This window comes from Pseudomonas sp. VEM90 (genome assembly GCF_054611535.1).
The window spans coordinates 392270-411503 of the sequence record NZ_JBTRAR010000001.1 but is presented as its reverse complement, the minus strand read 5'-3'; the positions used below and the strand labels follow the sequence as shown (position 1 = coordinate 411503).

At 60.0% G+C, this 19234-nt stretch carries 33 protein-coding genes; 26 read left to right on the top strand and 7 right to left on the bottom strand.

Going from position 1 to position 19234, the window contains the following annotated elements:
- Positions 1 to 166: 166 nt before the first annotated feature.
- The 3 genes from ACYCCG_RS02055 to ACYCCG_RS02045 are packed head-to-tail and all read right to left on the bottom strand — an operon-like array spanning position 167 to position 2121.
- Entirely contained in the window at positions 167 to 1102 is a 936-nt protein-coding gene (locus ACYCCG_RS02055; protein WP_459669283.1) for a hypothetical protein, read from the bottom strand.
- A 54-nt stretch (positions 1103 to 1156) separates the two neighbouring features.
- Positions 1157 to 1378 carry a hypothetical protein gene (locus ACYCCG_RS02050; RefSeq protein WP_459669282.1) on the bottom strand — a complete coding sequence of 74 codons (222 nt, stop codon included), beginning with the start codon at positions 1376 to 1378 and terminating at the stop codon, positions 1157 to 1159.
- Positions 1379 to 1380: 2 nt separating this feature from the next.
- On the bottom strand, positions 1381 to 2121 hold the full coding sequence (locus ACYCCG_RS02045; RefSeq protein ID WP_459669281.1) for a S24 family peptidase: 741 nt from the start codon (positions 2119 to 2121) through the stop codon (positions 1381 to 1383).
- Positions 2122 to 2223: 102 nt separating this feature from the next.
- On the opposite strand from ACYCCG_RS02045, the gene ACYCCG_RS02040 reads away from it, so the two are divergent.
- From ACYCCG_RS02040 to ACYCCG_RS01980, 13 genes are all read left to right on the top strand, one after another.
- The gene (locus ACYCCG_RS02040; RefSeq protein ID WP_209965086.1) at positions 2224 to 2457 is read left to right on the top strand and encodes a helix-turn-helix domain-containing protein; all 234 of its coding nucleotides are present in this window, start codon (positions 2224 to 2226) and stop codon (positions 2455 to 2457) included.
- On the top strand, positions 2445 to 2771 hold the full coding sequence (locus tag ACYCCG_RS02035; RefSeq protein ID WP_459669280.1) for a CII family transcriptional regulator: 327 nt from the start codon (positions 2445 to 2447) through the stop codon (positions 2769 to 2771). Before ACYCCG_RS02040 ends, ACYCCG_RS02035 begins: the two co-directional genes overlap by 13 nt.
- Before the next feature lies 1 nt (position 2772).
- On the top strand, positions 2773 to 3753 hold the full coding sequence (locus ACYCCG_RS02030) for a phage replication protein (protein WP_459669279.1): 981 nt from the start codon (positions 2773 to 2775) through the stop codon (positions 3751 to 3753).
- Positions 3743 to 4546, top strand: coding sequence for a hypothetical protein (locus ACYCCG_RS02025; RefSeq protein WP_459669278.1), 804 nt, complete (start codon positions 3743 to 3745; stop codon positions 4544 to 4546). The genes ACYCCG_RS02030 and ACYCCG_RS02025 overlap by 11 nt, the downstream gene beginning before the upstream one ends.
- A complete protein-coding gene (locus ACYCCG_RS02020) occupies positions 4546 to 4755 on the top strand; it encodes a hypothetical protein (protein ID WP_459669277.1) in 210 nt (69 codons plus the stop codon). Before ACYCCG_RS02025 ends, ACYCCG_RS02020 begins: the two co-directional genes overlap by 1 nt.
- Complete coding sequence (locus tag ACYCCG_RS02015) at positions 4755 to 5060, top strand: hypothetical protein (protein WP_459669276.1); 306 nt, start codon at positions 4755 to 4757, stop codon at positions 5058 to 5060. Before ACYCCG_RS02020 ends, ACYCCG_RS02015 begins: the two co-directional genes overlap by 1 nt.
- The gene (locus ACYCCG_RS02010; RefSeq protein ID WP_459669275.1) at positions 5057 to 5278 is read left to right on the top strand and encodes a hypothetical protein; all 222 of its coding nucleotides are present in this window, start codon (positions 5057 to 5059) and stop codon (positions 5276 to 5278) included. Before ACYCCG_RS02015 ends, ACYCCG_RS02010 begins: the two co-directional genes overlap by 4 nt.
- Positions 5275 to 5673 (top strand): recombination protein NinB, encoded by a 399-nt coding sequence (locus tag ACYCCG_RS02005; RefSeq protein ID WP_060537476.1) that lies wholly within the window; start codon positions 5275 to 5277, stop codon positions 5671 to 5673. Before ACYCCG_RS02010 ends, ACYCCG_RS02005 begins: the two co-directional genes overlap by 4 nt.
- Positions 5674 to 5843: 170 nt before the next feature.
- Entirely contained in the window at positions 5844 to 5984 is a 141-nt protein-coding gene (locus ACYCCG_RS02000) for a hypothetical protein (protein ID WP_459669274.1), read from the top strand.
- On the top strand, positions 5975 to 6277 hold the full coding sequence (locus ACYCCG_RS01995) for a nuclease domain-containing protein (protein WP_459669273.1): 303 nt from the start codon (positions 5975 to 5977) through the stop codon (positions 6275 to 6277). Before ACYCCG_RS02000 ends, ACYCCG_RS01995 begins: the two co-directional genes overlap by 10 nt.
- The gene (locus tag ACYCCG_RS01990) at positions 6274 to 6633 is read left to right on the top strand and encodes a RusA family crossover junction endodeoxyribonuclease (RefSeq protein WP_459669272.1); all 360 of its coding nucleotides are present in this window, start codon (positions 6274 to 6276) and stop codon (positions 6631 to 6633) included. The genes ACYCCG_RS01995 and ACYCCG_RS01990 overlap by 4 nt, the downstream gene beginning before the upstream one ends.
- Positions 6630 to 6758 carry a hypothetical protein gene (locus tag ACYCCG_RS01985; RefSeq protein ID WP_269806302.1) on the top strand — a complete coding sequence of 43 codons (129 nt, stop codon included), beginning with the start codon at positions 6630 to 6632 and terminating at the stop codon, positions 6756 to 6758. Before ACYCCG_RS01990 ends, ACYCCG_RS01985 begins: the two co-directional genes overlap by 4 nt.
- Positions 6749 to 7339 carry a hypothetical protein gene (locus tag ACYCCG_RS01980; protein WP_459669270.1) on the top strand — a complete coding sequence of 197 codons (591 nt, stop codon included), beginning with the start codon at positions 6749 to 6751 and terminating at the stop codon, positions 7337 to 7339. The genes ACYCCG_RS01985 and ACYCCG_RS01980 overlap by 10 nt, the downstream gene beginning before the upstream one ends.
- Before the next feature lie 142 nt (positions 7340 to 7481).
- On the opposite strand, the gene ACYCCG_RS01975 is transcribed toward ACYCCG_RS01980, so the two are convergent.
- The gene (locus tag ACYCCG_RS01975) at positions 7482 to 8435 is read right to left on the bottom strand and encodes a hypothetical protein (protein ID WP_459669268.1); all 954 of its coding nucleotides are present in this window, start codon (positions 8433 to 8435) and stop codon (positions 7482 to 7484) included.
- Between the two features lie 256 nt (positions 8436 to 8691).
- Between ACYCCG_RS01975 and ACYCCG_RS01970 the strand changes: the two genes are divergently transcribed.
- Both ACYCCG_RS01970 and ACYCCG_RS01965 read left to right on the top strand, forming a co-directional pair.
- Positions 8692 to 9003: a peptidase M48, Ste24p gene (locus ACYCCG_RS01970; protein WP_250034722.1), complete on the top strand. Its 312-nt coding sequence runs from the start codon at positions 8692 to 8694 to the stop codon at positions 9001 to 9003.
- Positions 9003 to 9272, top strand: a complete 270-nt coding sequence (locus ACYCCG_RS01965) for a hypothetical protein (RefSeq protein WP_459669267.1) — start codon at positions 9003 to 9005, stop codon at positions 9270 to 9272. The genes ACYCCG_RS01970 and ACYCCG_RS01965 overlap by 1 nt, the downstream gene beginning before the upstream one ends.
- Positions 9273 to 9314: 42 nt before the next feature.
- Here ACYCCG_RS01965 and ACYCCG_RS01960 read toward each other — a convergent pair whose 3' ends face one another.
- Both ACYCCG_RS01960 and ACYCCG_RS01955 read right to left on the bottom strand, forming a co-directional pair.
- Entirely contained in the window at positions 9315 to 9701 is a 387-nt protein-coding gene (locus ACYCCG_RS01960; protein WP_459669266.1) for a hypothetical protein, read from the bottom strand.
- A gap of 52 nt (positions 9702 to 9753) precedes the next feature.
- Entirely contained in the window at positions 9754 to 9963 is a 210-nt protein-coding gene (locus tag ACYCCG_RS01955) for a hypothetical protein (RefSeq protein ID WP_459669264.1), read from the bottom strand.
- An 89-nt stretch (positions 9964 to 10052) separates the two neighbouring features.
- Here ACYCCG_RS01955 and ACYCCG_RS01950 point away from each other — a divergent pair, with 89 nt between their 5' ends.
- Genes ACYCCG_RS01950 through ACYCCG_RS01935 form a run of 4 tightly spaced genes read left to right on the top strand, consistent with a single transcriptional unit; the run spans position 10053 to position 14611 of the window.
- Positions 10053 to 10652 (top strand): hypothetical protein, encoded by a 600-nt coding sequence (locus ACYCCG_RS01950; protein ID WP_459669263.1) that lies wholly within the window; start codon positions 10053 to 10055, stop codon positions 10650 to 10652.
- 2 nt (positions 10653 to 10654) lie between these two features.
- Complete coding sequence (locus ACYCCG_RS01945; RefSeq protein WP_459669262.1) at positions 10655 to 12142, top strand: terminase; 1488 nt, start codon at positions 10655 to 10657, stop codon at positions 12140 to 12142.
- Positions 12143 to 12150: 8 nt separating this feature from the next.
- Complete coding sequence (locus ACYCCG_RS01940) at positions 12151 to 13575, top strand: DUF4055 domain-containing protein (RefSeq protein ID WP_459669261.1); 1425 nt, start codon at positions 12151 to 12153, stop codon at positions 13573 to 13575.
- The gene (locus tag ACYCCG_RS01935) at positions 13565 to 14611 is read left to right on the top strand and encodes a minor capsid protein (protein ID WP_459669259.1); all 1047 of its coding nucleotides are present in this window, start codon (positions 13565 to 13567) and stop codon (positions 14609 to 14611) included. The genes ACYCCG_RS01940 and ACYCCG_RS01935 overlap by 11 nt, the downstream gene beginning before the upstream one ends.
- Before the next feature lie 18 nt (positions 14612 to 14629).
- On the opposite strand, the gene ACYCCG_RS01930 is transcribed toward ACYCCG_RS01935, so the two are convergent.
- A complete protein-coding gene (locus ACYCCG_RS01930; protein WP_459669258.1) occupies positions 14630 to 15097 on the bottom strand; it encodes a hypothetical protein in 468 nt (155 codons plus the stop codon).
- 109 nt (positions 15098 to 15206) lie between these two features.
- Here ACYCCG_RS01930 and ACYCCG_RS01925 point away from each other — a divergent pair, with 109 nt between their 5' ends.
- The 7 genes from ACYCCG_RS01925 to ACYCCG_RS01895 are packed head-to-tail and all read left to right on the top strand — an operon-like array spanning position 15207 to position 19178.
- Positions 15207 to 15917: a hypothetical protein gene (locus tag ACYCCG_RS01925; RefSeq protein ID WP_459669256.1), complete on the top strand. Its 711-nt coding sequence runs from the start codon at positions 15207 to 15209 to the stop codon at positions 15915 to 15917.
- Between the two features lie 12 nt (positions 15918 to 15929).
- Positions 15930 to 16898, top strand: coding sequence for a major capsid protein (locus ACYCCG_RS01920; protein ID WP_016711278.1), 969 nt, complete (start codon positions 15930 to 15932; stop codon positions 16896 to 16898).
- Positions 16899 to 16947: 49 nt separating this feature from the next.
- Positions 16948 to 17529 carry a hypothetical protein gene (locus ACYCCG_RS01915; RefSeq protein ID WP_121161729.1) on the top strand — a complete coding sequence of 194 codons (582 nt, stop codon included), beginning with the start codon at positions 16948 to 16950 and terminating at the stop codon, positions 17527 to 17529.
- A gap of 39 nt (positions 17530 to 17568) precedes the next feature.
- Positions 17569 to 17961 carry a protein singed gene (locus tag ACYCCG_RS01910; RefSeq protein WP_459669255.1) on the top strand — a complete coding sequence of 131 codons (393 nt, stop codon included), beginning with the start codon at positions 17569 to 17571 and terminating at the stop codon, positions 17959 to 17961.
- A gap of 3 nt (positions 17962 to 17964) precedes the next feature.
- Complete coding sequence (locus ACYCCG_RS01905; RefSeq protein ID WP_459669254.1) at positions 17965 to 18345, top strand: glutamate 5-kinase; 381 nt, start codon at positions 17965 to 17967, stop codon at positions 18343 to 18345.
- Positions 18346 to 18348: 3 nt separating this feature from the next.
- Positions 18349 to 18777: a hypothetical protein gene (locus ACYCCG_RS01900; RefSeq protein WP_061203083.1), complete on the top strand. Its 429-nt coding sequence runs from the start codon at positions 18349 to 18351 to the stop codon at positions 18775 to 18777.
- On the top strand, positions 18774 to 19178 hold the full coding sequence (locus ACYCCG_RS01895) for a phage tail terminator-like protein (RefSeq protein ID WP_459669252.1): 405 nt from the start codon (positions 18774 to 18776) through the stop codon (positions 19176 to 19178). Before ACYCCG_RS01900 ends, ACYCCG_RS01895 begins: the two co-directional genes overlap by 4 nt.
- The last annotated feature ends 56 nt before the right edge of the window (positions 19179 to 19234 follow it).

The window sequence follows — 19234 nt, the reverse complement described above, 5'->3', positions numbered from 1 at the left end:
TGCCTTATTTTTAACGAATGTGACGGATTCAGAATCGCGGAATGGTGTGCCGCTGGGGAGTGCTTTATGTGCCGCGACGTTGAAGTCAGCGCGCCCCTAGCAGCCCTTTGGATGGAGCTGCCAGGAATGGATGAAAATCTCAGCAATATGATAAATTGCGTTTCGGTCACCCAGCTATGCTGAAGATCTCTCGCATCTCGGTAGATATTTTAGAGGAAATGGATGACAGAGTATTCTCGTCTGCGCCCATAATCGAAAAGTTGGAAAGGTTCTCTTTTCCGTAGAATGCGAGTCCGTCATTCATCAATTGTTCTGCTGTTGATATTGCTCTAACCGCCTTGTTAGATGAAAGAGACAAGGATTCTAGCTCTTTCTCGGAAAGCACAGAAAAGCTGAAATCAGAAAGGTCCATGAGTTTTTTGAGCGGATCCCTTATCTCAAGCTTGACAATATCTTCTAAAGACTCCTTAAGTATCCTCCCACCTGATATGCGGCATACTACTTCCTCGACTGTAGGTCGTCGCTTATCATAGTCCTTGCTAGAGGTTTTTGTGATCTCGTAATGAATGGCTGCTTCGCGCTTGCTCATCCTCCTGGTGCGAAACACCTCTCTCTGGCCTGCCTTTGCTAGCGAAGTAGCTTCAAGAAGCTGAGACCTCACGTCTTCGTACAGGTACGATCTGAATCTCTTGAACGTCACCGCTGCAAGCTCAAGCGCCTTTATGCGCGATTCGATCTGATCGAAGGAAGCTCTTAGATCTGCAAGGGCATTGGCATTATCGAAAGCTTTTCGCTTAGACTTGTATTCCTTCTTGACCCTATCGAAGTCTAGGTCTAGATGTTTTTTTCCGCACCTGTTTCCGATGTTTGTATAAATTCCATCTGACGTCTTTATCAGGTAGCCAAACTGATGCTTGGTTGCGCATGCCTTAATTCCGCATGGGTACTCATCTTCCTTCGAAAACTCGTACCCATCAAGCATTTCGACAACCCTTCGCCCTGATCCTTCAGAGAAATCGACCTTCGGGTTGTATCCTGGCACCTTTAAAAGATCGCTAGGTTTCCTTATGCTTCCATACTTATGATTGATGTTTCCGGTCATTGGGCTTTGTTAACTCCTTTCACTGAGGCCTCAAATCGCGTCTGTCATGCAGGCCTATGGCTTACGTTCAATCCTTCCCGCCTTCACCTCATCCCCATACCCCACCAACCGATCTGCCAGCTCATGCAGCTCGCCAACGCGCTTCATCGCCTCCAGGAACTGGGCTTCCTCACCGCCTTGAGCCTTGTAGAAAATGTCTCGCGCAGCGGTCTCTAAGGCGAAGGCTGCATCCTTCAGGTCTCGGCGCAGCTGTTGGTTGGGCTTGGTTAGGGGCATGGCTAGAAGCTCCTGCCGGTCCACCAGTAGATGATCTGGGCCAGCACGGTGATGTCAGCTTCACGATCCCCAGGCACCTCAATCGGCGGGTACTGCCCGTTGTCCGATATGATCGTCAGCCCATCCAGGCCGCGTTGAATCCGCTTGATCTGAAGCTTCCCGCGCATGAGGAAGAAGTAGATCGCGTCGTCCTCAACCGAAGTGATCCCGGCGTCAACCAGAACCGCATCCCCGCTGCGGATCGTAGGCGCCATGCTGTCGCCACGCCCAGAGATAAGCTTTAGGTTCTCCAGATTTGTGTAGCTAAGGTTCTGGCGCACCCAATTCGCATCCAGGCTCATGTGTTCAACGACCATGTTGATGTCAGGCGGCTCCGAGCCTGGGCCCATCGAGCCCTCTACCTCGTAGCGGGGCACGTCCACCAGCTTGCGGTAGCTTTTGATCTTCTGTGCAAGCGGGGCGGGCAGGCCTTCGATGTTGATCGTTTCTGATTCATCCAGGCCTAGCCCTGGCTTGTCCATCGAGTACTGCGGAATCTGAAATTCCTTCTCGATCTCTCGGGCGAAATCCTCACCCACCCCTTTTCCGCCCTTCTTGCCAGGCGGATAAAGGCAGCGCGAGATGTAGTCAGCTTGCTTATCTAGCCGCCTGGCAAACTCGGCCTTGGCGCCATGCTTGCCAGGGCCGAATTGGCGGTCGATGAGAAGCTGAAGGTTGGCCTTTCTTACTAGGTTGATATCCATCGAGCAAATATGCTTTCCCGTTACTTGTGGGTAAATGGCCTGTGGGTATTGCTTTGTACTTACCTATGGGTAAGAATTGGCGCATCACAGAGGAGATTCGTGATGCGAACCAAGCACACCAAGTTGTTGGAGTGGCTGAAAACCGCCTCGGACGCGGACGTTGAGAAGACAGGCACCAGCCGCGGCTACCTGAAGCAGATTGCGTATGGCAACAAGCAGGCCTCGGCGATGCTGGCCTCCTCCCTTGAGCGCGTGAGTGATGGGTTTCTGACCCGTAAATCTCTGCGCCCAGAGGATTGGGACGTGATCTGGCCTGAGTTGCAGTGGGTGGCCTGATCATGTCTGAGAGCCAATTAAGCCTCAGCGAAGGCGACATCGCCCGAGAGATCGAGACCCTGATCTTGCAGCGGGTTGCACAGGTCAGCCAAAAGCGCATTGCCCTGGAAACGGGTTGCAGTGAATCGACGGTTTCTCGCTGGAATGACGGCGAGTACCAGCGCTGGGCGAAAGTCCTGGCGATGCTCGGGCTTCGTGTTGTTCCGCAGACTGCCGTAGTCGTAACGGCAGAGTACCTGTCCGCATTGGAAACCATGGCCAGGATCGGGCTGAAGGCTGAGAAGAAGCGGCCTGGCCCGCTGGGGTGGGACTGACATGCAATTCACCGTCACGATCAACCAGGCGAAGGCGCTCGACTGGGGGCTGAATGCCCAACAGGCGCTACTGTTCGCGTTCGTCTACGAGTGCCCAAGCTGGGCCAAGTTGGTCAAGACGGACAAGGGCGATTTCTACGCCCTGAGCAAGGCAAAGATCGTCGAAGAGCTGCCGCTGCTCACCGACAAGCCGGACACAGCTTACCGCCTGCTGAAGGCGATTGCAGGGGCCGGCCTGATCAACCTTTCCAGCACCAACAACATCACGCTGGTGCAGCTCACTGCCAAGGGCAAGGAATGGAACAAGAAACTCGATGGGTCGGAAAAATATCCGACCAGTAAAGAGAAGGTCGGAAAAAAATCCGATCAGGGTCGGAAAAAAATCCGATCAGGGTCGGAAAAATCTCCGGGCAAGGTCGGAAAAAAATCCGAGCTTGGGTCGGAAAAATCTCCGACAAATCAGGATACCAGTAATCAGGATACCAATCAGGGTACCAGTCACAGTGTGCAGGAAGCCCCGGCTGCGCCGTCGCAACCTGCCGGGCTGACTCTGGTTTCGTCCGCTGCGCCGCGCTGCGAAATCCCAGCCGACATGCCGGGGCCGAAAGACCCTTCCTGCAAAACCTTCAAGGCCTGGGCCAACTACGCCATGGCCTACCGCAATCGTTATGGGGCATGGCCGGTATGGAACGCCAAAGCCGGTGGCCAGATCGCCCAGCTGGTCGACCGCCTGGGCGTCGAAGTTGCTCACCATGTCGCCGCCTACTTCGTCCGGATCAACGACAGCAAGCTGGTCAACCGCATGCACAGCCTGGGCGACCTGCTCCAGAACGCTGAGGCCTACCACACCCAGTGGGTCACCAATCGCCAGATGACCGGGACCACTGCCCGCCAGATCGAGCAAACCCAAGCCAACTACAGCGCCGCCGAGCAGGCGTTGGAAGCTCAACGAGCCAAGAGGGCTGCAACCCATGCTGAATGACGCCCAGCAAGACCAATTGCTGCTGTCACTGTTTGCCACCGCCGAGATCATGGGCCAGCAGCTTACGCAAGGCGCTGCACTCCTCATGGTCGAGGATCTGCGCGAGTACAGCGAGGCTGCGCTGAGCGGCGCGCTGCGCACCTGTCGCCGTGAAGGTGGCCGACTTACCGTGGCCGCGATCCTCAAGCACGCCCAGGCCGCTGACGGCCACCCAGGCAAGGACGAGGCCTGGGCCATTGCTCTTTCGGCCAGCGACGAAAGCGAAACCGTGGTGATGACAGCCGAGATACGCCAGGCGATGACCGCCTCAGGCCCAGTGCTTGAGGCTGGCGACAAGGTCGGCGCCCGTATGGCCTTCATGAGCGCCTACGAGCGCCTGGTCGTCGTCGCCAGGGCGGAAGCACTGCCTGCCAAGTGGGAGGTTTCCCTTGGCTACGATCCGGCTCGCCGCGTCACTGCCATCGAATCAGCCGTGCGCTCGAAGCTGATCAGTCAAGAGGCTGGCGCAAGGCATCTGGCGCATCTTCGGATCGCGCCGACCACCGATGACGGCCTGGCGATTGCCGGCCTGATCACCGGTGAAGTACGCGCCAAGGTCAGCCCCAAGGTCCGCGAAAAGCTGGCGGAGGTGCGCTGCATCCTGACCGCCTCGAAAGCCAAGAAAGACCGCGAGCGCGCCAAGGAATCCCAGCGCCGCCGGGTCGACACTTACCTACGCAAGCGGCAGACGCGCATCGCCATTGCTCAGTTGAACATCAAGCGCGCCGGGCAGCCGGCCGGGGATGGGGTGTGATGCGTACCTACCTCAAAGCCGTGCTGATGATCGTGCTGGCACCGACCGTGATCATCGCGGCATCTGCGGCCTTCACCCTGTGGGTCAGGTTTGCCGTGTCACTGGATCTGTCGTGGCCCGCGAAGCTGGCGATCATGGCAGGCCCGTCGATCCTGCTGGCCGCCATCCCCACCGCCTGGCTGATGAGCAAGCTCGAGGAGAAGCACTGATGGACACCAACAAGATGCGCGAGCAGTTCGAGGCGGCATTCGTCGAGGAGGAGGTTCGCCTGCTTGGCGAAGGGTTCCGCAGTTCAGCCCTTCACATGGTCGAGCAGAACACCGTCAACGTGCGTTCGGCATGGTGGGCCTGGCAGGCCTCCCGCGAGGCCGTCGTGGTTGAGCTGCCGAACCGAGCAGCTGAGGCCTACCGCGAAGAGTTCGACGATGTGGAAGGCGGCAGCTTCAACGAGGCGGCCTACATCCGCGACGTGCGCAAGGCGATCGAGGACCGCGGCCTGAAGGTGGCGTCATGAATGCCTTTGCCATGTGGCTTGGCTACGCGGTCATGGCGTGCTCCGGGACTGCCTTGGTCGCCCTGGTGCTCTTCGCCCTGTCCTACGCCTGCGTCACGATCGTGAACAAGTGGATCAAGGCCATGATGCGCGCCTACGACCTGAACACGCTGCGCAAGACCATGCGTCAGCTGGAAGCCGAAGGGAAGGTGAGCAAGAAGGCGGGGGTGCGGCCATGACCGAGTTCGCCATCCGCAGCAGCCAGGACCTCAACCGCCTTTACGGCGCCCTGCACGCCATCGACCTGACCAAGCCGAAGGTGGTGGTCATCAAGGACGAGAAGCGCCCTGACGTCTGCAACCGGAAGATGTGGGCCATGCTTCGCGACGTCTCCCAGCAGGTGGAGTGGTACGGCCGCAAGCTCACCGACGAGGACTGGAAGCACATCTTCAGCGCCGCGGTGCAGAAGCAGGACGCTGTGCCGGGCATAGACGGTGGCTTCGTAGTCCTGGGCGTCTCGACCCGCAAGCAGTCGCAGAAGTGGTTCAGCGACCTGTTCGAGGTGATGCATGCCTTCGGCGCCGAGCATGGTGTGCGCTGGACTGAGCCGGATCGGTGGGGAGGGCAGTACTGATGAGCCATCAATTCAAGCCAGGTGACCTGGCGCTGATCATTGCTTCACCGCGCAAAAACAACCCAAACGTAGGTCGGTGCGTCGAGCTTCTGCGACTTGTAATGCCTGGCGAAACAGTACCAATGCCATGTGGTCGCGGGCTCCGGAACGTCAGCGATCGGGCTGCGTGGATGTGCTACGCCCCTGGCCTGCTGCTCGGCGAACTGGATGCTGGCGGCATAGACCTGATACTCCCTGAGCGCCTATCGCCGCTGCGAGGCGACTTCGAGCCAGAGCAGCAGAAAGCCAAGGAGGCCGAGCCATGCGCGTAGTCAGCAAGAAGGTGCGCGAGAGCGCCCGTGGCCAGGACTGCACCGTCCGCATCCCTGGCGCCTGCAACTTCAACCCCGAAACCACCGTGCTGGCCCACCTGCCGTGCGGGCAGAAGGGTATGGGTATGAAGGGCTTCGACACCGTGGCGGTTTACGCCTGCAGCGCTTGTCATGACGTGCTCGACGGTCGCGGGAAAGGAGAAGTTGACTGGTCCGACATGCCCCGGGCGATTGCTGAGACTCATGAGGCCCTGATCCGGGCCGGCATTCTGACCATCAAGGGGGCTGCATGACTGACCTGACACTACCGTGGCCGCCGGCCGCATGCAGCCCGAACTCGCGCGGGCACTGGAGCAAGAAGAGCAGGGCGGCCAAGTCCTACCGGGCAGCCTGCCACCTGCTGGCGAAGCAGGCCGGTATCAAGGCGCCGCGGGGCGACGCGCTGCTCATGCTCGAGTTCATGCCGCCCGATCGGCGTCGGCGCGACGACGACAACCTGCTGGCGATGTTTAAGGCGGGTCGTGACGGCCTGGCAGATGCCCTGGGCATCGACGACAACGTGTTTGCCACCCAGATCAGTGTGAGCAAGGAAACGATCAAGGGCGGCGCCGTGCGCGTCCGTATCCAGCCACGGGAGCAAGCAGCATGACCTGGACAATCGCAGATACCGCCGGTGCCCTGCTGCTGGCCATGACCATCGCTTCCACCTGGTGCGTCGTCCGCGCCAAGGCCATTGCGAGCCGCCGCAAGAAGGAGAACGGCCAATGCAGCTGAACAGTGCACGGCAAGCCTGGCATGACTGCCTGTACACGGCCTGGGACAGCCAGGGTTCATTCATCGAGCAGCTCGGCCTGCTGGGCGCCATGGTCCAGACCACAGAGAAGCAGCGGAAGGCGAGTCATGCCGTGCACCAGGCGTTGGCCGGTGGTGTGCAGGCGGCAATCTTCAAGCTGCCCGGCAGTCTACGCGCCTTCGGCAACTTCATGTACGCCCCGCAGAGCGGTGACAACGAGCGCGAGGTGGCCGAGGAGTGCGTGTTCTCGCTGGCAATGGCCAGGTCGGGCCGTATGACCGCGGCCAAGCGCGAGCGCTGTGAGTATGTGGCCAAGGGCGTGATGTTCCGGTACCGCCGCATGCACCAGGGCGGGCAGTCATCGGCGCAGGACCCGTTTGAAAGCCCGGAGTGGTTCAAGCGCTGGATCGACGAGGTGTACGGCGTGACGCTCCCTTCATGCGCTTGGGCCAGGGACTGGGAGCCATTCGTGCAGATTTGCTTCGAGGTCTGCGAGGACTTGGACAAGCGCGCACTGTCGCCGGTGGCAGCCGCAATCTACGAAATGAAAGAGGCCGCTTGAGGGCCTATTGCGTTCCCGCACGCGTGATGGCACTATTTGTCCATTGTTAGAGTTTTGCCTATGGCAAACATCGCCAAAAAGCCCGGCATTGTGCTGGGCTTTTTTGTGCACGCTTTTGAGAAGGCAATCGCTGAGGTAGTTGCTACTGCTCATTTGTGGAGATCGGACTGAACTGCACACTAATCAAATGCGTCCGCTCCTCATCGTTCCTATCGGCCAAGGCAACTGAAGCACCTCCACCCATTTTTTTGGCTTTGATCGAGAGCTCGACTGTTTTGTCTTCGGAGAAGGAGGTATTTTCCTTGAGCTCAATCGATGCCTCGGTGCATCCACCGTGCTCTCTCGCAAACACGACTGCTCGCCAGGAAGGCTCAAACGCTAGCCAGAAAAATGCCTTGCGATCAACTTGCTGTGAAGAATTCCAAGGGCATCCGCTAAGAGTGAATACTCTTGTGTCGGTAGTTGCAGCTGTCAGTTGGGAATTGGCTTTGTAGCTTGCTTCAGCAGATGCTATCGGACCCACGTTCAGGGAGCCGCCTGCCTCAGAGCGAGTTCCTTGGCTACCGGAGGTCATTTTGGTGATGCTGATCCGAGTCGCGCCGAGGGAGACCAGAAGCCTGATCAGCTCCGATTCGCGCTCTTCCATGACATGTGAGTCATAGCTTTCGCTTGGTATGTAGAGATTTTCCGTTTCCGTGATCTGAAAGTCGGCGAGGGGGTGGCGTCTGTACGACTTTCCCGCCATCGGATGCCCAGGTTGGAATCGATATCCAGAATCTTTGGCCTGCTTCGGCGAGAAAGTCGCACGTTCTACAAAAGCGGCAAGCAGTCGTTCTTTATCAGCTCGATCATTCTGATCTTCTCCACTTTCACCGGTTACTAAGCTAGCCAAGGAAGGGATGTTGGTGATAGCGGCCTGGACAAGGGGGGGTGGTAAAAACCAAAGAGCTTCCTCTGTGGCAGCGACTGCTATAGCCCCCACCGGGTTTCCAGCGGAACCACGCCCCGGCATAGTGAAGTTTTGACCGGTGGACTGATCCTCCTTCTGCTTTGGTTTGGCTAGGTACTCATCGATGATGTGAATGGTGTCAAGCACAGTAACACTCCAATTCGATTGACGAGGTTGCGGGCTACGGGGCCGGATCGCTACCTGGTGTTGTGTTGCAATGATATCGGCAGCAAAGCCATGGCCTTGATGCCGGCCTTTATTAGCCCCTATCGCTGGCTACAAAAAATATCCTCACTAGCTGCCTTTATGCGCAGCTAGGCGCAAGAACATCTTCGGCCTGCGTCGAATAACTCGACTAGGAATTTGCAGGCCTCAATCTGGCCTTTTCTTCTAGGAACCACTCATGGCCGAACCAGCAAGCACGACTGCCGGCGTCCTGCTGGTGAAGTACGGCGTGATCATTGGTGGCTTCGCAGGAGCGATCCTCTCGCTGACCTTCCTGCGCGGTCTCACTCGGGGCCAGGCGGTCGCCGCCTTTTTCACCGGCTTCGCTTCTGCAGTGTTCTGCACCCCGCTTGCCATCAGTTACTTCAACCTTGGCACCAGCGGAGAAACCCAATATGGCGTGGCCTTTCTGATAGGCCTTCTGGCAATGAACATCATCCCAGTTTTGAAGTCGGTGGTGAGTCAGTTCGGAGCCAAGGGAGCTACCTGATGAGCTCGACCCTGATTTCAATGCTGATCGGCGCCAATGCGTTCCTGAGCGTGATGGTGGTGATCGCCGCGTGCGACTACCTGCGCCGAATCCGTCCGATGGATGAGCCTTTGCTTGCCGTCGCGTTCTACCTAGTCGCCATCGGCGCGTTCGGCGCCTTCGTCCTGGCCATGAACGGTCATGTGCCCACCCTGTACGGCGTAATCCTCAAGCTGGGGATCGTCCTGTATGCGGTAGCCAGGCGCCGCCATGTGTTTCAGCCGGCGTAGGGCGCCACAAATTCGAGATGCGTCGATCTGTGGCGCGAATCACTACGAGTTCTCGGCTACGAAGCGCTTAAGGCCATCAATTGCGTATGAGAGCTCGAACTCCACCTCGCCCAGCCCCCGGGCCCAGAGCTCGCTTTTGGGGCTTGTATCGGTGCGCAAGCGGAAGTTGGCAGCCGTGCTTCTGACGGCGGGGGCGAAGAAGCACCGTTCAAGTTCGGTCTTCGCCGTTTTCCGCCCAGATAAGGTTTCGTGCTTGGCCGCTTCTTTGATCTCGTTCTTGAGATTGGAGAGACGGATTTTCAGTGAGTCGATACTAGTGGGGGAAAGCCTGGATTTGTCAGCGGCGTCATCAATCAAGCTGCGGGCCTCGTCGTGCCAGCGTTGAAGCTCGGCTGAAATTGCCATGGATTCCTGAAGATCAATTTCCATATCGGTACCATTTCATATGAGGTGTGCCGCAGGTGAGTGCGGCACGGTCGTCTTACTTCGCTTTCATGGCCTCTTGAATCTGGTCGGCGTACGTAGAAAGGTGGCCGAATTCAGTTTTGAGGCTTGTAGCGTCGGCGCCTGAGGCCTTGCTAGAAATGACTTCCAACGCCGCGGCTACTGCTAGTGCGCGTTTCTGTTCATCGGGTAAGGCGCTGTAGCGGTGACCGCCGAGCTCTGCGAGTTTATCGATTGCTGTTGGCATGCGTATGACCTTCGGTTTTGTTGAGCCATACCAATAGCGGCAACAAGCCACTATTTCAATCCTGTACCCGCCTCTACCTGAGACAATTTATGACAACCAAGCAACCCGACTGGGAGGCGATCGAACGAGCCTTTCGGGCCGGGGCGCTTTCCATCCGAACCATCGCAGATCGCCATGGAGTGAGTGACACCGCAATCCGGAAGAAGGCCAAGGCCTTAGGATGGGAGCGGGACCTTTCTGAGCAGGTCCGAAAAGAGGTTCGCAATAAGCTGGTTCGCGGCGAGGTTCGCGAAGACCAATGCGCGAACCCTGAGCGGGACGCCGAGATCATCGAAGAGGCGGCAGAAGAGGGCGCGACGGTTGTTCGCAGCCACCGCCGCGACATTCGCAAGGCCACGAACCTCGCGAACCTGCTGATGGACGATCTGATGACGACCATCAAGCATCGCGAAGAGATCGAAGAAGAGATCGAGCGCGATACTGCTGATGATCAGAGTGGCTTCCGCCGTAGCGCGATGCTTGGGGCGGTGAGCCTTCCTAGCAACGCCAAGACCCTTTTCCAGCTGTCCTCGGCCATGAAGAACCTGCAGGTGCTTGAGCGCACTGCATTCGGCCTGGACGACAAGGAGCAGTCGAAAGACGCCGACGAGCTGTCGCAGCTGATGGATGAACTCTCGAAGGATGCCTGACCATGAAGCCCGAGCACATGAAACTGCTCCGGGATCGGTTCTGGCGACTGAACAACCTGTACTTCATCACGGACAAGCAGGGCAAGAAGGTCCGCTTTCGCATGACCCAGGAGCAGGTCGATTACTTCCAGGGGATGCACACCCGCAACATCATCCTCAAGGCCCGCCAGCTGGGCTTCACCACGCTGGTCTGCATCGTCCAGCTGGATGCCGCGCTGTTCGAGGCCGCCAAGTGCGCCCTGATCGCCCACACCCTGAACGACGCCAAGCGCTTGTTCCGGGAGAAGGTGAAGTACGCCTACGATCACCTGCCCAAAGAGATCAAGGCGGCCAACCCGGCGCGTAACGACGCCGCGGGCGAACTGGTGTTCAGCAAGGGCGGGTCGCTGTACGTGTCCACCTCCTTCCGGGGCGGCACGCTGCGCTACCTGCACGTTTCCGAGTTCGGGAAGATCTGCGCCAAGTTCCCGCACAAGGCGCGGGAGATCGTGACCGGTGCGTTCGAGGCCGTGGCCGCTGAGTGTTTCGTCACCATCGAATCGACGGCAGAGGGCCGGGCCGGGTACTTCTTCGACTATAGCCAGTCTGCCGAGAAGCAACAGCTGGCCGGCGTTCCCCTGGGCCTGCTGGACTGGAAGTTCTTCTTCTTCAGCTGGTGGCGGAACCCGCTCTACTGGCTTGACCCGACCGATGTAGTTATCCCAGACCGGCTGGCCAAGTACTTCGACGACCTGGCCGCCAAGCACGGGATCGTCACCAACCCAGGCCAGCGCGCCTGGTACGCCGCCAAGGAAAAGACCCTCGGCGACGACATGAAGCGGGAGTACCCGTCGATCCCTGCCGAGGCATTCCAGCAGACGATCGAGGGCGCGTACTACGCCAAGCAGTTCACCAAGCTCTACGCCGCCCAGCGCATTGGCAAGTTGCCCGACAACAGCCACCTGCCGGTGCACACCTTCTGGGACATCGGTGTGGGCGACTCCACGGCCATCTGGTTCGTCCGGATCGTCGGTGAGGAGTACCACGTTGTCGACTTCTACCAGAACAGCGGTGAAGGCCTACGGCACTACATGAAGGTGCTGAAGGATCGCGGATACGAGTACGCCGAGCACTGGGGCCCCCACGACATCGACAACCGAGAATTTGGTAGCGACGGCAAGACTCGACGCGAACTCGCGCGAGAGGGCTACGAGATCGACGGCCAGGTGTATCGGATGACCTTCCAGGTGGTGCCGAAGCTTGGTGTTGACGAAGGCATCGAGCAGGCGCGCGAGATTCTGCCCAACTGCGCCTTTGACGAAGCCAAGTGCGAGGAAGGCATCACCGCTCTGGAGAGCTACCGCAAGGAGTGGGACGACAAGCGCGGGTGCTGGAAGGACAAGCCCCTGCACGACTGGTCTTCCCACCCGGCCGACGCCTTCCGCTACTTCGCCGTGGCCAAGACCAAGCGCTCCGTGGTCAAGCACGTTCCAATCTCGTTCACTTTCTGAGGCCATCCATGCCTAACTTCCTCCCCCGGGCAGAGTACTCGGAGGCCTTGCCCGGCTGGCAGCTGGTCAAGCGCTGCGTGGCGGGCGCCCGCGAGGTGCGCAAGCACGATATCTACCTGCCGATGCCAGACCCGGAGAACAAGTCTCCCGAGAACCAGGCGCGTTACAAGCAGTACAAGAAGCGGGCGATGTTCCTGAACATCACCGGGCGCACGCGCACTGGCCTGCTGGGCGCTGTGTTCCGCAAGACTGCGGAGCTGGAGTTGCCCGCCGGGGTCGAGTACCTCAAGGAGAACGCCAGCGGCGACGGTACGAGCCTGGAGCAGCTGTCCAAGGACGCCGTGGGCGAATGCCTGGACGCTGGCCGGGGCGGCTTCCTCGTGGACTTCCCTGCGGTTGAGGGCGTGTCCTCGATGGCTGACATGCAGGGCCGCAGCGCGCTGATTCACCACTACGGCGCCGAGTCGATCATCGACTGGGACGAGCAGGTGGTCGATGGCGTGAAGCGCCTGGTCTATGTCTGCCTGTTGGAGTGCGTGTCCGTGTTCAGTCCGGACAGCCTGGAGCGCACAACGAGCACCCAATATCGCGTGCTGCTGCTGGTTGATGGCCGCTACGTCCAGCGCGTCTACGCCGAAGACGGCAACACCTACACCGAGGTCGCGCCGCTCGACAAGAATGGCCGCCCGTTCGATCACATCCTCTTCAGCTTCTACGGCGCCCAGAACAACGACGCCAGCGTCGACAAGTCCCCACTGGAAGACCTGGCCGATGTGAACATCCTGCACTACGGCAACAGCGCCACGGTGGAGGAGAGCGGCTTCATCAGCAGCCAGCCCACGCTGTTCATCACCACCGACATCAGCGCTGACGAGTTCGCCAAGGTGAACCCGAACGGCATGCACATCGGCTCTACCCGCGGCTACAACCTCGGCAAGAGCGGTACTGCGACCCTCGTCCAGGCAACCGAAAGCCAACTGGCTCGCACGCTGCTGAAGGACAAGGAAGAGCAGATGCTGATGATCGGCGCGCGAATCGTCCAGAAGGCGGGCGGCGCCGAGACGGCTGAGGCGGTGCGCATTCGCTACAGCTCGGACAACAGCGTGCTGGGCACCATTGCCGGCAACGTTTCGGAGGCCCTGAAGCGGGCCATTCTCGACGCCGAGCGCTTCATGATGGGCGAGCCGGACGATGAAGGCACGGTCTTCTGGCTCAACCAATCGTTCTTCGACGAGACGATGACCGCCCAGGACATCCTGGCCCAGGTTCAGCTCTGGCAGCAGGGCCTGATCGCCAAGTCGGACCTGCGCACCAACCTTCGCCAGGGCGGTGTGCTCGAGGCAGACCGTAGCGACGAGAAGATCGACGAAGAGATCGCCCAACAGCCGCCGGTGACCGGCAACGACACCGGAGGCGGGGAGGATGAGCAGTGACGGCTACCTGTCCGACGCAGCGACTCGCCACCAGGTGCACGTGCAGCGCTACGCCGGGGGAAGCCTCAAGCGCCTGGCCAAGTTCATCACCAAGGCCATTGGCACCGCCAAATCACGCGTATCAGAAGGATTGAGCCGGTACGGCACCCAGCGGTACGAGAAGCAGATCCAAGAGCTACAGGGCGAGCTGGCGGGCGTCTACGGCGAGATGAAGCAGCAAGCCGTACTAGACCTGACCGAATTCGGCGGCTACGAGGCTGAATTCAACATGGCCCTGCTGGGCAAGGTCGTGAAAGCAGTCGTCCAGCTGAACAGGCCAAGCATCGAGCAGGTCGCCGCGGCGGCACTAGCCGACCCCCTCGACCTGGAGGTCGGTAAGGGTCGCCAGCGCATCAGCATCAATGGCGCGCTCGACCAGTACGGCACCAAGAAGAGCGCCGAGATCATCAGCGAGATTCGCATGGGCTCGGCGCTGGGCGAGACAACTGGCCAGATCACCCGCCGGCTCACATCGCTCGGTGTGCAGCAGCGCGACCAGGCCGGGGCGCTGGTTCGGACCATGACCAACCATATCGCCAGTTCGGCGAGGTCGCAGGTCATGGCCGACAACGACGACATCCTGAAGGGTAAGCGCCGGGTCGCCACGCTGGACGGCAGGACCACGCCGCTCTGCCGTGCGCTGGATGGCACGGTGGTGCCAATGACAGCGCCGTCGCCGCCATTCCACTGGAACTGCCGGACCACCGAGATACCGGTGCTCAAGGACGAGTTTGCCCGGGAGATACCCGGCTCGACTCGCCCAGCGGTAGGCCCTGAGGGCGCCGAACAGGTCAGCAGCAAGACCACCTACGGCGAATGGCTTGCACGCCAGCCGGCAGCGTTCCAAGAGGATGTGCTCGGCCCGGCTCGTTACAAGCTGTTCAGCAAGGGCGAGCTCACCATCGACCGGTTTGTCGATGACGACGGCCGGACCCTGACCCTCAAGCAGCTGCGAGAGCGGGAGCCGATGGCATTCCAAAGAGCCGGCCTCGATTGAGGCCGGCGTACGTACTTCTTACTCGACTACTTCCAGTGCATTCACAGAACGGCCAAACACGCCTTCGTAGCGCTTCTTAACGCGCCGGAAGTGCCCCGATGCGACTAGAGCATCTACCACCTCGGTGGTTGCCTGCATCGTGTTTCTGTACCGAAGGTCGCCAAGAAACTCGCGGCGGATGATTGGGTCGAGCGTCATCGCTTGCTCAGGCGGAAAGTTATCCAAAATCTGAGCGCGCTGGTTGATAGCGAGGTGCTTGATTCCATTGTCCTTCAAGTACTTCAGAAGGTCCGGGATGTGGAGATAAGCATTAGGGCCACCGTAAGGCAGTTTGATCATCGTTTGATCCTCATTCAAAAGCGGATGTGATGAGGCAGAGGCCTCTGATCCAGCGCCGCCTGCGAGGAGAGAGCGGTACATCTCGATAGGCAACACAGCAAAAACAGCCTCGCCATTATCGCCATGAATGAACTGTACAGAACTCATTGGGTGACTCCATTTTGCTTTGTCGTGGATGCAATATAGCTACGACGTAGATTTATTTCAAGCTTTTTTCTTGCAGGCAGGGCCTGCTCAACGTCTCAGGGAGACAGCAATGACCTTGAAATTCCAACTGGACAGCCTCGAAGGCGTCGAAGAATCCATCCAGGGCCTGTACGTCGAGAAGGACGGCAAGTTCGTCCTGGGCATCGAGGGGCTGCCGCAGCAAGAGGATGTCACCGGCCTGAAGGCCAAGGTGGAGGAGCTCTTGGGCGAGAAGAAGGCTGCCGAGAAAGCCCGCCGTGAGACCGAAGAAAAGGCGCGTGCCGAGGCCGAAGAGGCTGCCCGCAAGTCGGGCAACGTCGAGGAGCTCGAGAAGTCCTGGTCCGAGAAGTACAACCGCCGCGAGGCTGAGTTGAGCTCGGCGCTGGAAAGCGAGCGGAACACCCTGCAAGGCCAGATCCGGGATCTGACCGTGGGCCGCACCGCTACCGAGATCGCGACTGCTCTGGCCGTGCCAGGCAGCGCCAAGGCATTGCTTCCCCACATCGAACGCCGGCTGAGCGTCGAGCAGCGCGACGGTAAACCCACCGTTGTCGTGCTGGACGCGGCCGGCAAGCTCTCGGCGGCAACGCTGGACGAGCTGAAAGCAGAATTCACCAACGATCCGGCCTTCGGCCCGCTGATCGCTGGCAGCAAGGCATCTGGCGGCGGGGCCGGAGGTGCTGGAAAGGGCGGCGGGGCCGCAAAAGGCAATTTCGGCGGTACCAAAGCGGAACGCACGGCGGCAATCGCCAGCCGGTTCCCAGACCTCCCTCAATCGTAAGGAAAAACACCTATGTCCCTGTCGCAAATGCAGGTTTTCAACGAGTACATCATGCCGGCGACCATCGAGACGCTGGATCAGATGCTCGTTGCGTTCAACGCCGCCAGCCGTGGCGCCATCGTGCTGTCCCCGGACGGCTTCACCGGCGACTTCCTCCAAGAGTCGTTCTTCCAGACTCTGGCCGCTGCTCAGCGCCGCGTGGATCGCTACGCCGCCAACGGTGCTGCGCCGATCACCGACCTGACCGAACTGAAAAACTCCTCGGTGAAGGTCGCTGGCGGCTTCGGCCCGGTTCGCTACGAGCCTTCGCAGATGACCTGGCTGGAGCGCCCGACCGCCCAAGGCATCGAGGTCGCGTCCCGCGCGTTCGCTGAGATCCTGCTGAAGGACCAGCTGAACACCGCCATCGCCGCCCTGGTCGCCGCGATTACCGCCCAAGCCTCGGCCGTCAACGACGTGTCGGCAACCGCCGGTATCTCGCAGGCCGCCCTGAACAACGCTCACGCCAAGTTCGGCGATGCCAGCCAGAACCTGATCACCCAGGTCATGCAGGGCACCACCTACCACAAGCTAATCGGTCAGGCCCTGGCCAACTCCGAGCAACTGTTCCAGGCCGGCAATGTTCTCGTTGTCGACATCCTGGGCAAAGTCTCGGTGGTCACCGATGCCCCGGCGCTGATGCAGACCGGCACCCCGAACAAGGAAATCATCCTCTCCCTGGCTCAGGGCGCTGCTCTGGTGCACGACGGTCGCGATCTGATCAGCAACGTCAGCACCACCAACGGCAAGGAGCGCATCGAGACCACTCTGCAGGTGGATTACACCTTCGGCGTTGGCCTCAAGGGTTACACCTGGGACACCGTCAACGGCGGCAAGTCCCCGACCGATGCCGAGATCGCCACCGGCACCAACTGGGACAAGACCGCTACCAGCATCAAGCACACCGCCGGTGTGGCTCTGATTGGTGATGCCTCCAAGTAACCACTGGTGGCGGGCTGGGCCTTTGGCCTGGCCTGCTGAGGATCTGCGCATGAGCAAGAACAACATCTGGTATCTGGCCGGCCCGTTCCACCAGTACCAGGAAGACATCAAGGCTCTGGCCAAGGAGCACGGACTGGTCATCGTCGATGCCAACTCTGCTTCGAGTCGTAAGGGTGAGGCAAAGGATGTTCCCGAGGTGACCATCCGCCCGGAACTGCTGGTTTCGGCTGTGGTTGTCGAGGCTGGCGGCCTGAGCCCGGACCATTTCGACCTCTTGACCGCTGAGCTGGAATCCATCGGCGTGATCGTCGAATCGTTCGCCGTCCAGAGCCTTGAGCGCCCGGAGGGCGACCTGGGCAAAACCGCATCGCGCCTCTTCGAAGTGTTCGAAGCAGTTAATGCCGGGGTCTCCAGCCTGCAACGTGAGCGCGACGGTGAAGTGCAGAAGGTCATCGCGCTGGAGCAAGAGAAGGCCGAGCTGATCAAGCAGATCGAAGCCCTCAAGGCTGCGGCTGCCGATCCCGAGGTCGAGGCTTTGAAGGCTGCGCTGGACAAGGCCGGTGTCACCTACCGCGCCAACGCCTCGAAAGAGTCGCTACAGAAGCTGGTCGACGAGCTCGACAAGAAGTAACACCGGGGCTGCGGCCCCACTCATTCAAGCGGAGGCCTGATGGCTACCTACATCACCGTGGCCGACGTGGATTCAATCCTCGGGACTGGCTGGGCGCCTGACGCCGACAAGGAAGAAGCGGTCTTCGAGGCGAATGCCTACCTGACGTCGCTCAACCTGGTCGGCATCGACATGGACGACATCCCGGGCGACGTGAAGCAAGCCGGCGCCAGGCTGGCTAAGTGCGCTTCCCAAGGAAAGCTGTACGTGCAGCAGACTGAGGGCTCGCTCGAGGCCAAGACGGTCAAGGCCGGGTCGGTAACGACCAGCAAGACCTTCGGCTCGATCGACAAGACCAGCCAGACTGCGCAGCCCGCTTGCGTTCAGTTGGCGCTGTCCCTGCTCACTCCTTGGCGCAGCAATCCATTCGCGTTCCGCGTTTCGAGGGGGTAGGGCATGGGCATCCGTGACGAGATCCAGGCCGACCTAGCCGAGGCCTTCGACGATGATCTTGCTGATGCGGTATCCGCATTCACCGGCACCTACATGGGGCCAGGCGTCCGGGACCCGGTAAGCGAGACCACCACCGCCCAGCCGGTGACCTACACAGGCCGTGGCGTGCTCGACAGCTACGACAGCCGGCGCATCGACGGCCTGAACATCCTGGTGGGCGACGTGCTGCTGATCTGCCTGGCCAACGAGGTCACCGACAAGCCGGCTGTGGGGCACCAGATCACGGCGCCCGACCTCATCACTGGCGAGCCGGCCACGTATCGCATCGTCAGCCCAGGCATAGACCCGGCCAAGGCGCATTACGAGATCCAGCTGAGGAAGTGACTCATGGCCAAGGGGAGAGGGTGGAGCACGCCACCAAGTGCGTTTGCCGGCGTAGTTGAGGATGCGCTGACACAGCGATCCAGGGCGATAGCCATGGCGATGCTTGGGGAGATCGTTCTGCGTTCGCCTGTAGGGAATCCTGATCTCTGGAAGAGCCCGCCACCGCCCGGCTACTCGGGAGGAAGATTCAGGGGTAGTCACATCGTCAGTATCGGGGCGCCTGTCTACACCCAGACGACCAAAATCGACAAGGTTGGATCGGAAACGATCGCAGAAGGGCAGCGTCAGCTATCCGGTCTTGAGCCTTTCACGGTCATCTACATCCAGACGAACTTGCCCTATGCCGAGAAACTAGAGGACGGCCATTCGACCCAGGCGCCTGGAGGCGTCTATGCGGTGTCGTTCAATGGCGTCTCGCAGGCCTACTCATGACCTTCGAACAGATTCGAGCCATCGTCATCGGGCGCATGGCGCAATGGACCGGGATCCCTGCTGATGCAGTGGATTACCCGAACCCGCCGAAGCCATTTGATCCTGCCGGCCGAAGTATCTGGGCCCGCCTGGTGGACATCCCCGGCCTGAGCAGCACGCCAGAGGTCGGAATCGGCCCCTGTGTGCGCCAGACCGGCATCGTCGTCATCCAACTGTTCGTGCCCAGCTACAGCGGCACCCTGGTCATCACCAGGGCCGTGGACACGCTGGTTACCCAGTTCCAGTACTACAGCGCGCCGGAAGGGCCATTCGACTTCTTCGAGGCGTCCCCGCAGGGCGTCGGCGATGACGGGAACGGATGGTACCAGGTCAACGTTCGCGTTCCATATCGAGCCTACTGAGAGGCAAGCATGTCCAAAACAACCGTGGAGCTGCACCGCAGCTTGATCCGCGCGGC

Bases quoted from the DNA above. Each gene is read 5' to 3' on its own strand.
- ACYCCG_RS02055 (WP_459669283.1), bottom strand. From the start codon at position 1,102: ATGACCGGAAACATCAATCATAAGTATGGAAGCATAAGGAAACCTAGC.
- ACYCCG_RS02050 (WP_459669282.1), bottom strand. From the start codon at position 1,378: ATGCCCCTAACCAAGCCCAACCAACAGCTGCGCCGAGACCTGAAGGAT.
- ACYCCG_RS02045 (WP_459669281.1), bottom strand. From the start codon at position 2,121: ATGGATATCAACCTAGTAAGAAAGGCCAACCTTCAGCTTCTCATCGAC.
- ACYCCG_RS02040 (WP_209965086.1), top strand. From the start codon at position 2,224: ATGCGAACCAAGCACACCAAGTTGTTGGAGTGGCTGAAAACCGCCTCG.
- ACYCCG_RS02030 (WP_459669279.1), top strand. From the start codon at position 2,773: ATGCAATTCACCGTCACGATCAACCAGGCGAAGGCGCTCGACTGGGGG.
- ACYCCG_RS02025 (WP_459669278.1), top strand. From the start codon at position 3,743: ATGCTGAATGACGCCCAGCAAGACCAATTGCTGCTGTCACTGTTTGCC.
- ACYCCG_RS02020 (WP_459669277.1), top strand. From the start codon at position 4,546: ATGCGTACCTACCTCAAAGCCGTGCTGATGATCGTGCTGGCACCGACC.
- ACYCCG_RS02015 (WP_459669276.1), top strand. From the start codon at position 4,755: ATGGACACCAACAAGATGCGCGAGCAGTTCGAGGCGGCATTCGTCGAG.
- ACYCCG_RS02010 (WP_459669275.1), top strand. From the start codon at position 5,057: ATGAATGCCTTTGCCATGTGGCTTGGCTACGCGGTCATGGCGTGCTCC.
- ACYCCG_RS02005 (WP_060537476.1), top strand. From the start codon at position 5,275: ATGACCGAGTTCGCCATCCGCAGCAGCCAGGACCTCAACCGCCTTTAC.
- ACYCCG_RS02000 (WP_459669274.1), top strand. From the start codon at position 5,844: ATGTGCTACGCCCCTGGCCTGCTGCTCGGCGAACTGGATGCTGGCGGC.
- ACYCCG_RS01995 (WP_459669273.1), top strand. From the start codon at position 5,975: ATGCGCGTAGTCAGCAAGAAGGTGCGCGAGAGCGCCCGTGGCCAGGAC.
- ACYCCG_RS01990 (WP_459669272.1), top strand. From the start codon at position 6,274: ATGACTGACCTGACACTACCGTGGCCGCCGGCCGCATGCAGCCCGAAC.
- ACYCCG_RS01985 (WP_269806302.1), top strand. From the start codon at position 6,630: ATGACCTGGACAATCGCAGATACCGCCGGTGCCCTGCTGCTGGCCATG.
- ACYCCG_RS01980 (WP_459669270.1), top strand. From the start codon at position 6,749: ATGCAGCTGAACAGTGCACGGCAAGCCTGGCATGACTGCCTGTACACG.
- ACYCCG_RS01970 (WP_250034722.1), top strand. From the start codon at position 8,692: ATGGCCGAACCAGCAAGCACGACTGCCGGCGTCCTGCTGGTGAAGTAC.
- ACYCCG_RS01965 (WP_459669267.1), top strand. From the start codon at position 9,003: ATGAGCTCGACCCTGATTTCAATGCTGATCGGCGCCAATGCGTTCCTG.
- ACYCCG_RS01960 (WP_459669266.1), bottom strand. From the start codon at position 9,701: ATGGAAATTGATCTTCAGGAATCCATGGCAATTTCAGCCGAGCTTCAA.
- ACYCCG_RS01955 (WP_459669264.1), bottom strand. From the start codon at position 9,963: ATGCCAACAGCAATCGATAAACTCGCAGAGCTCGGCGGTCACCGCTAC.
- ACYCCG_RS01950 (WP_459669263.1), top strand. From the start codon at position 10,053: ATGACAACCAAGCAACCCGACTGGGAGGCGATCGAACGAGCCTTTCGG.
- ACYCCG_RS01945 (WP_459669262.1), top strand. From the start codon at position 10,655: ATGAAGCCCGAGCACATGAAACTGCTCCGGGATCGGTTCTGGCGACTG.
- ACYCCG_RS01940 (WP_459669261.1), top strand. From the start codon at position 12,151: ATGCCTAACTTCCTCCCCCGGGCAGAGTACTCGGAGGCCTTGCCCGGC.
- ACYCCG_RS01935 (WP_459669259.1), top strand. From the start codon at position 13,565: ATGAGCAGTGACGGCTACCTGTCCGACGCAGCGACTCGCCACCAGGTG.
- ACYCCG_RS01930 (WP_459669258.1), bottom strand. From the start codon at position 15,097: ATGAGTTCTGTACAGTTCATTCATGGCGATAATGGCGAGGCTGTTTTT.
- ACYCCG_RS01925 (WP_459669256.1), top strand. From the start codon at position 15,207: ATGACCTTGAAATTCCAACTGGACAGCCTCGAAGGCGTCGAAGAATCC.
- ACYCCG_RS01920 (WP_016711278.1), top strand. From the start codon at position 15,930: ATGTCCCTGTCGCAAATGCAGGTTTTCAACGAGTACATCATGCCGGCG.
- ACYCCG_RS01915 (WP_121161729.1), top strand. From the start codon at position 16,948: ATGAGCAAGAACAACATCTGGTATCTGGCCGGCCCGTTCCACCAGTAC.
- ACYCCG_RS01910 (WP_459669255.1), top strand. From the start codon at position 17,569: ATGGCTACCTACATCACCGTGGCCGACGTGGATTCAATCCTCGGGACT.
- ACYCCG_RS01905 (WP_459669254.1), top strand. From the start codon at position 17,965: ATGGGCATCCGTGACGAGATCCAGGCCGACCTAGCCGAGGCCTTCGAC.
- ACYCCG_RS01900 (WP_061203083.1), top strand. From the start codon at position 18,349: ATGGCCAAGGGGAGAGGGTGGAGCACGCCACCAAGTGCGTTTGCCGGC.
- ACYCCG_RS01895 (WP_459669252.1), top strand. From the start codon at position 18,774: ATGACCTTCGAACAGATTCGAGCCATCGTCATCGGGCGCATGGCGCAA.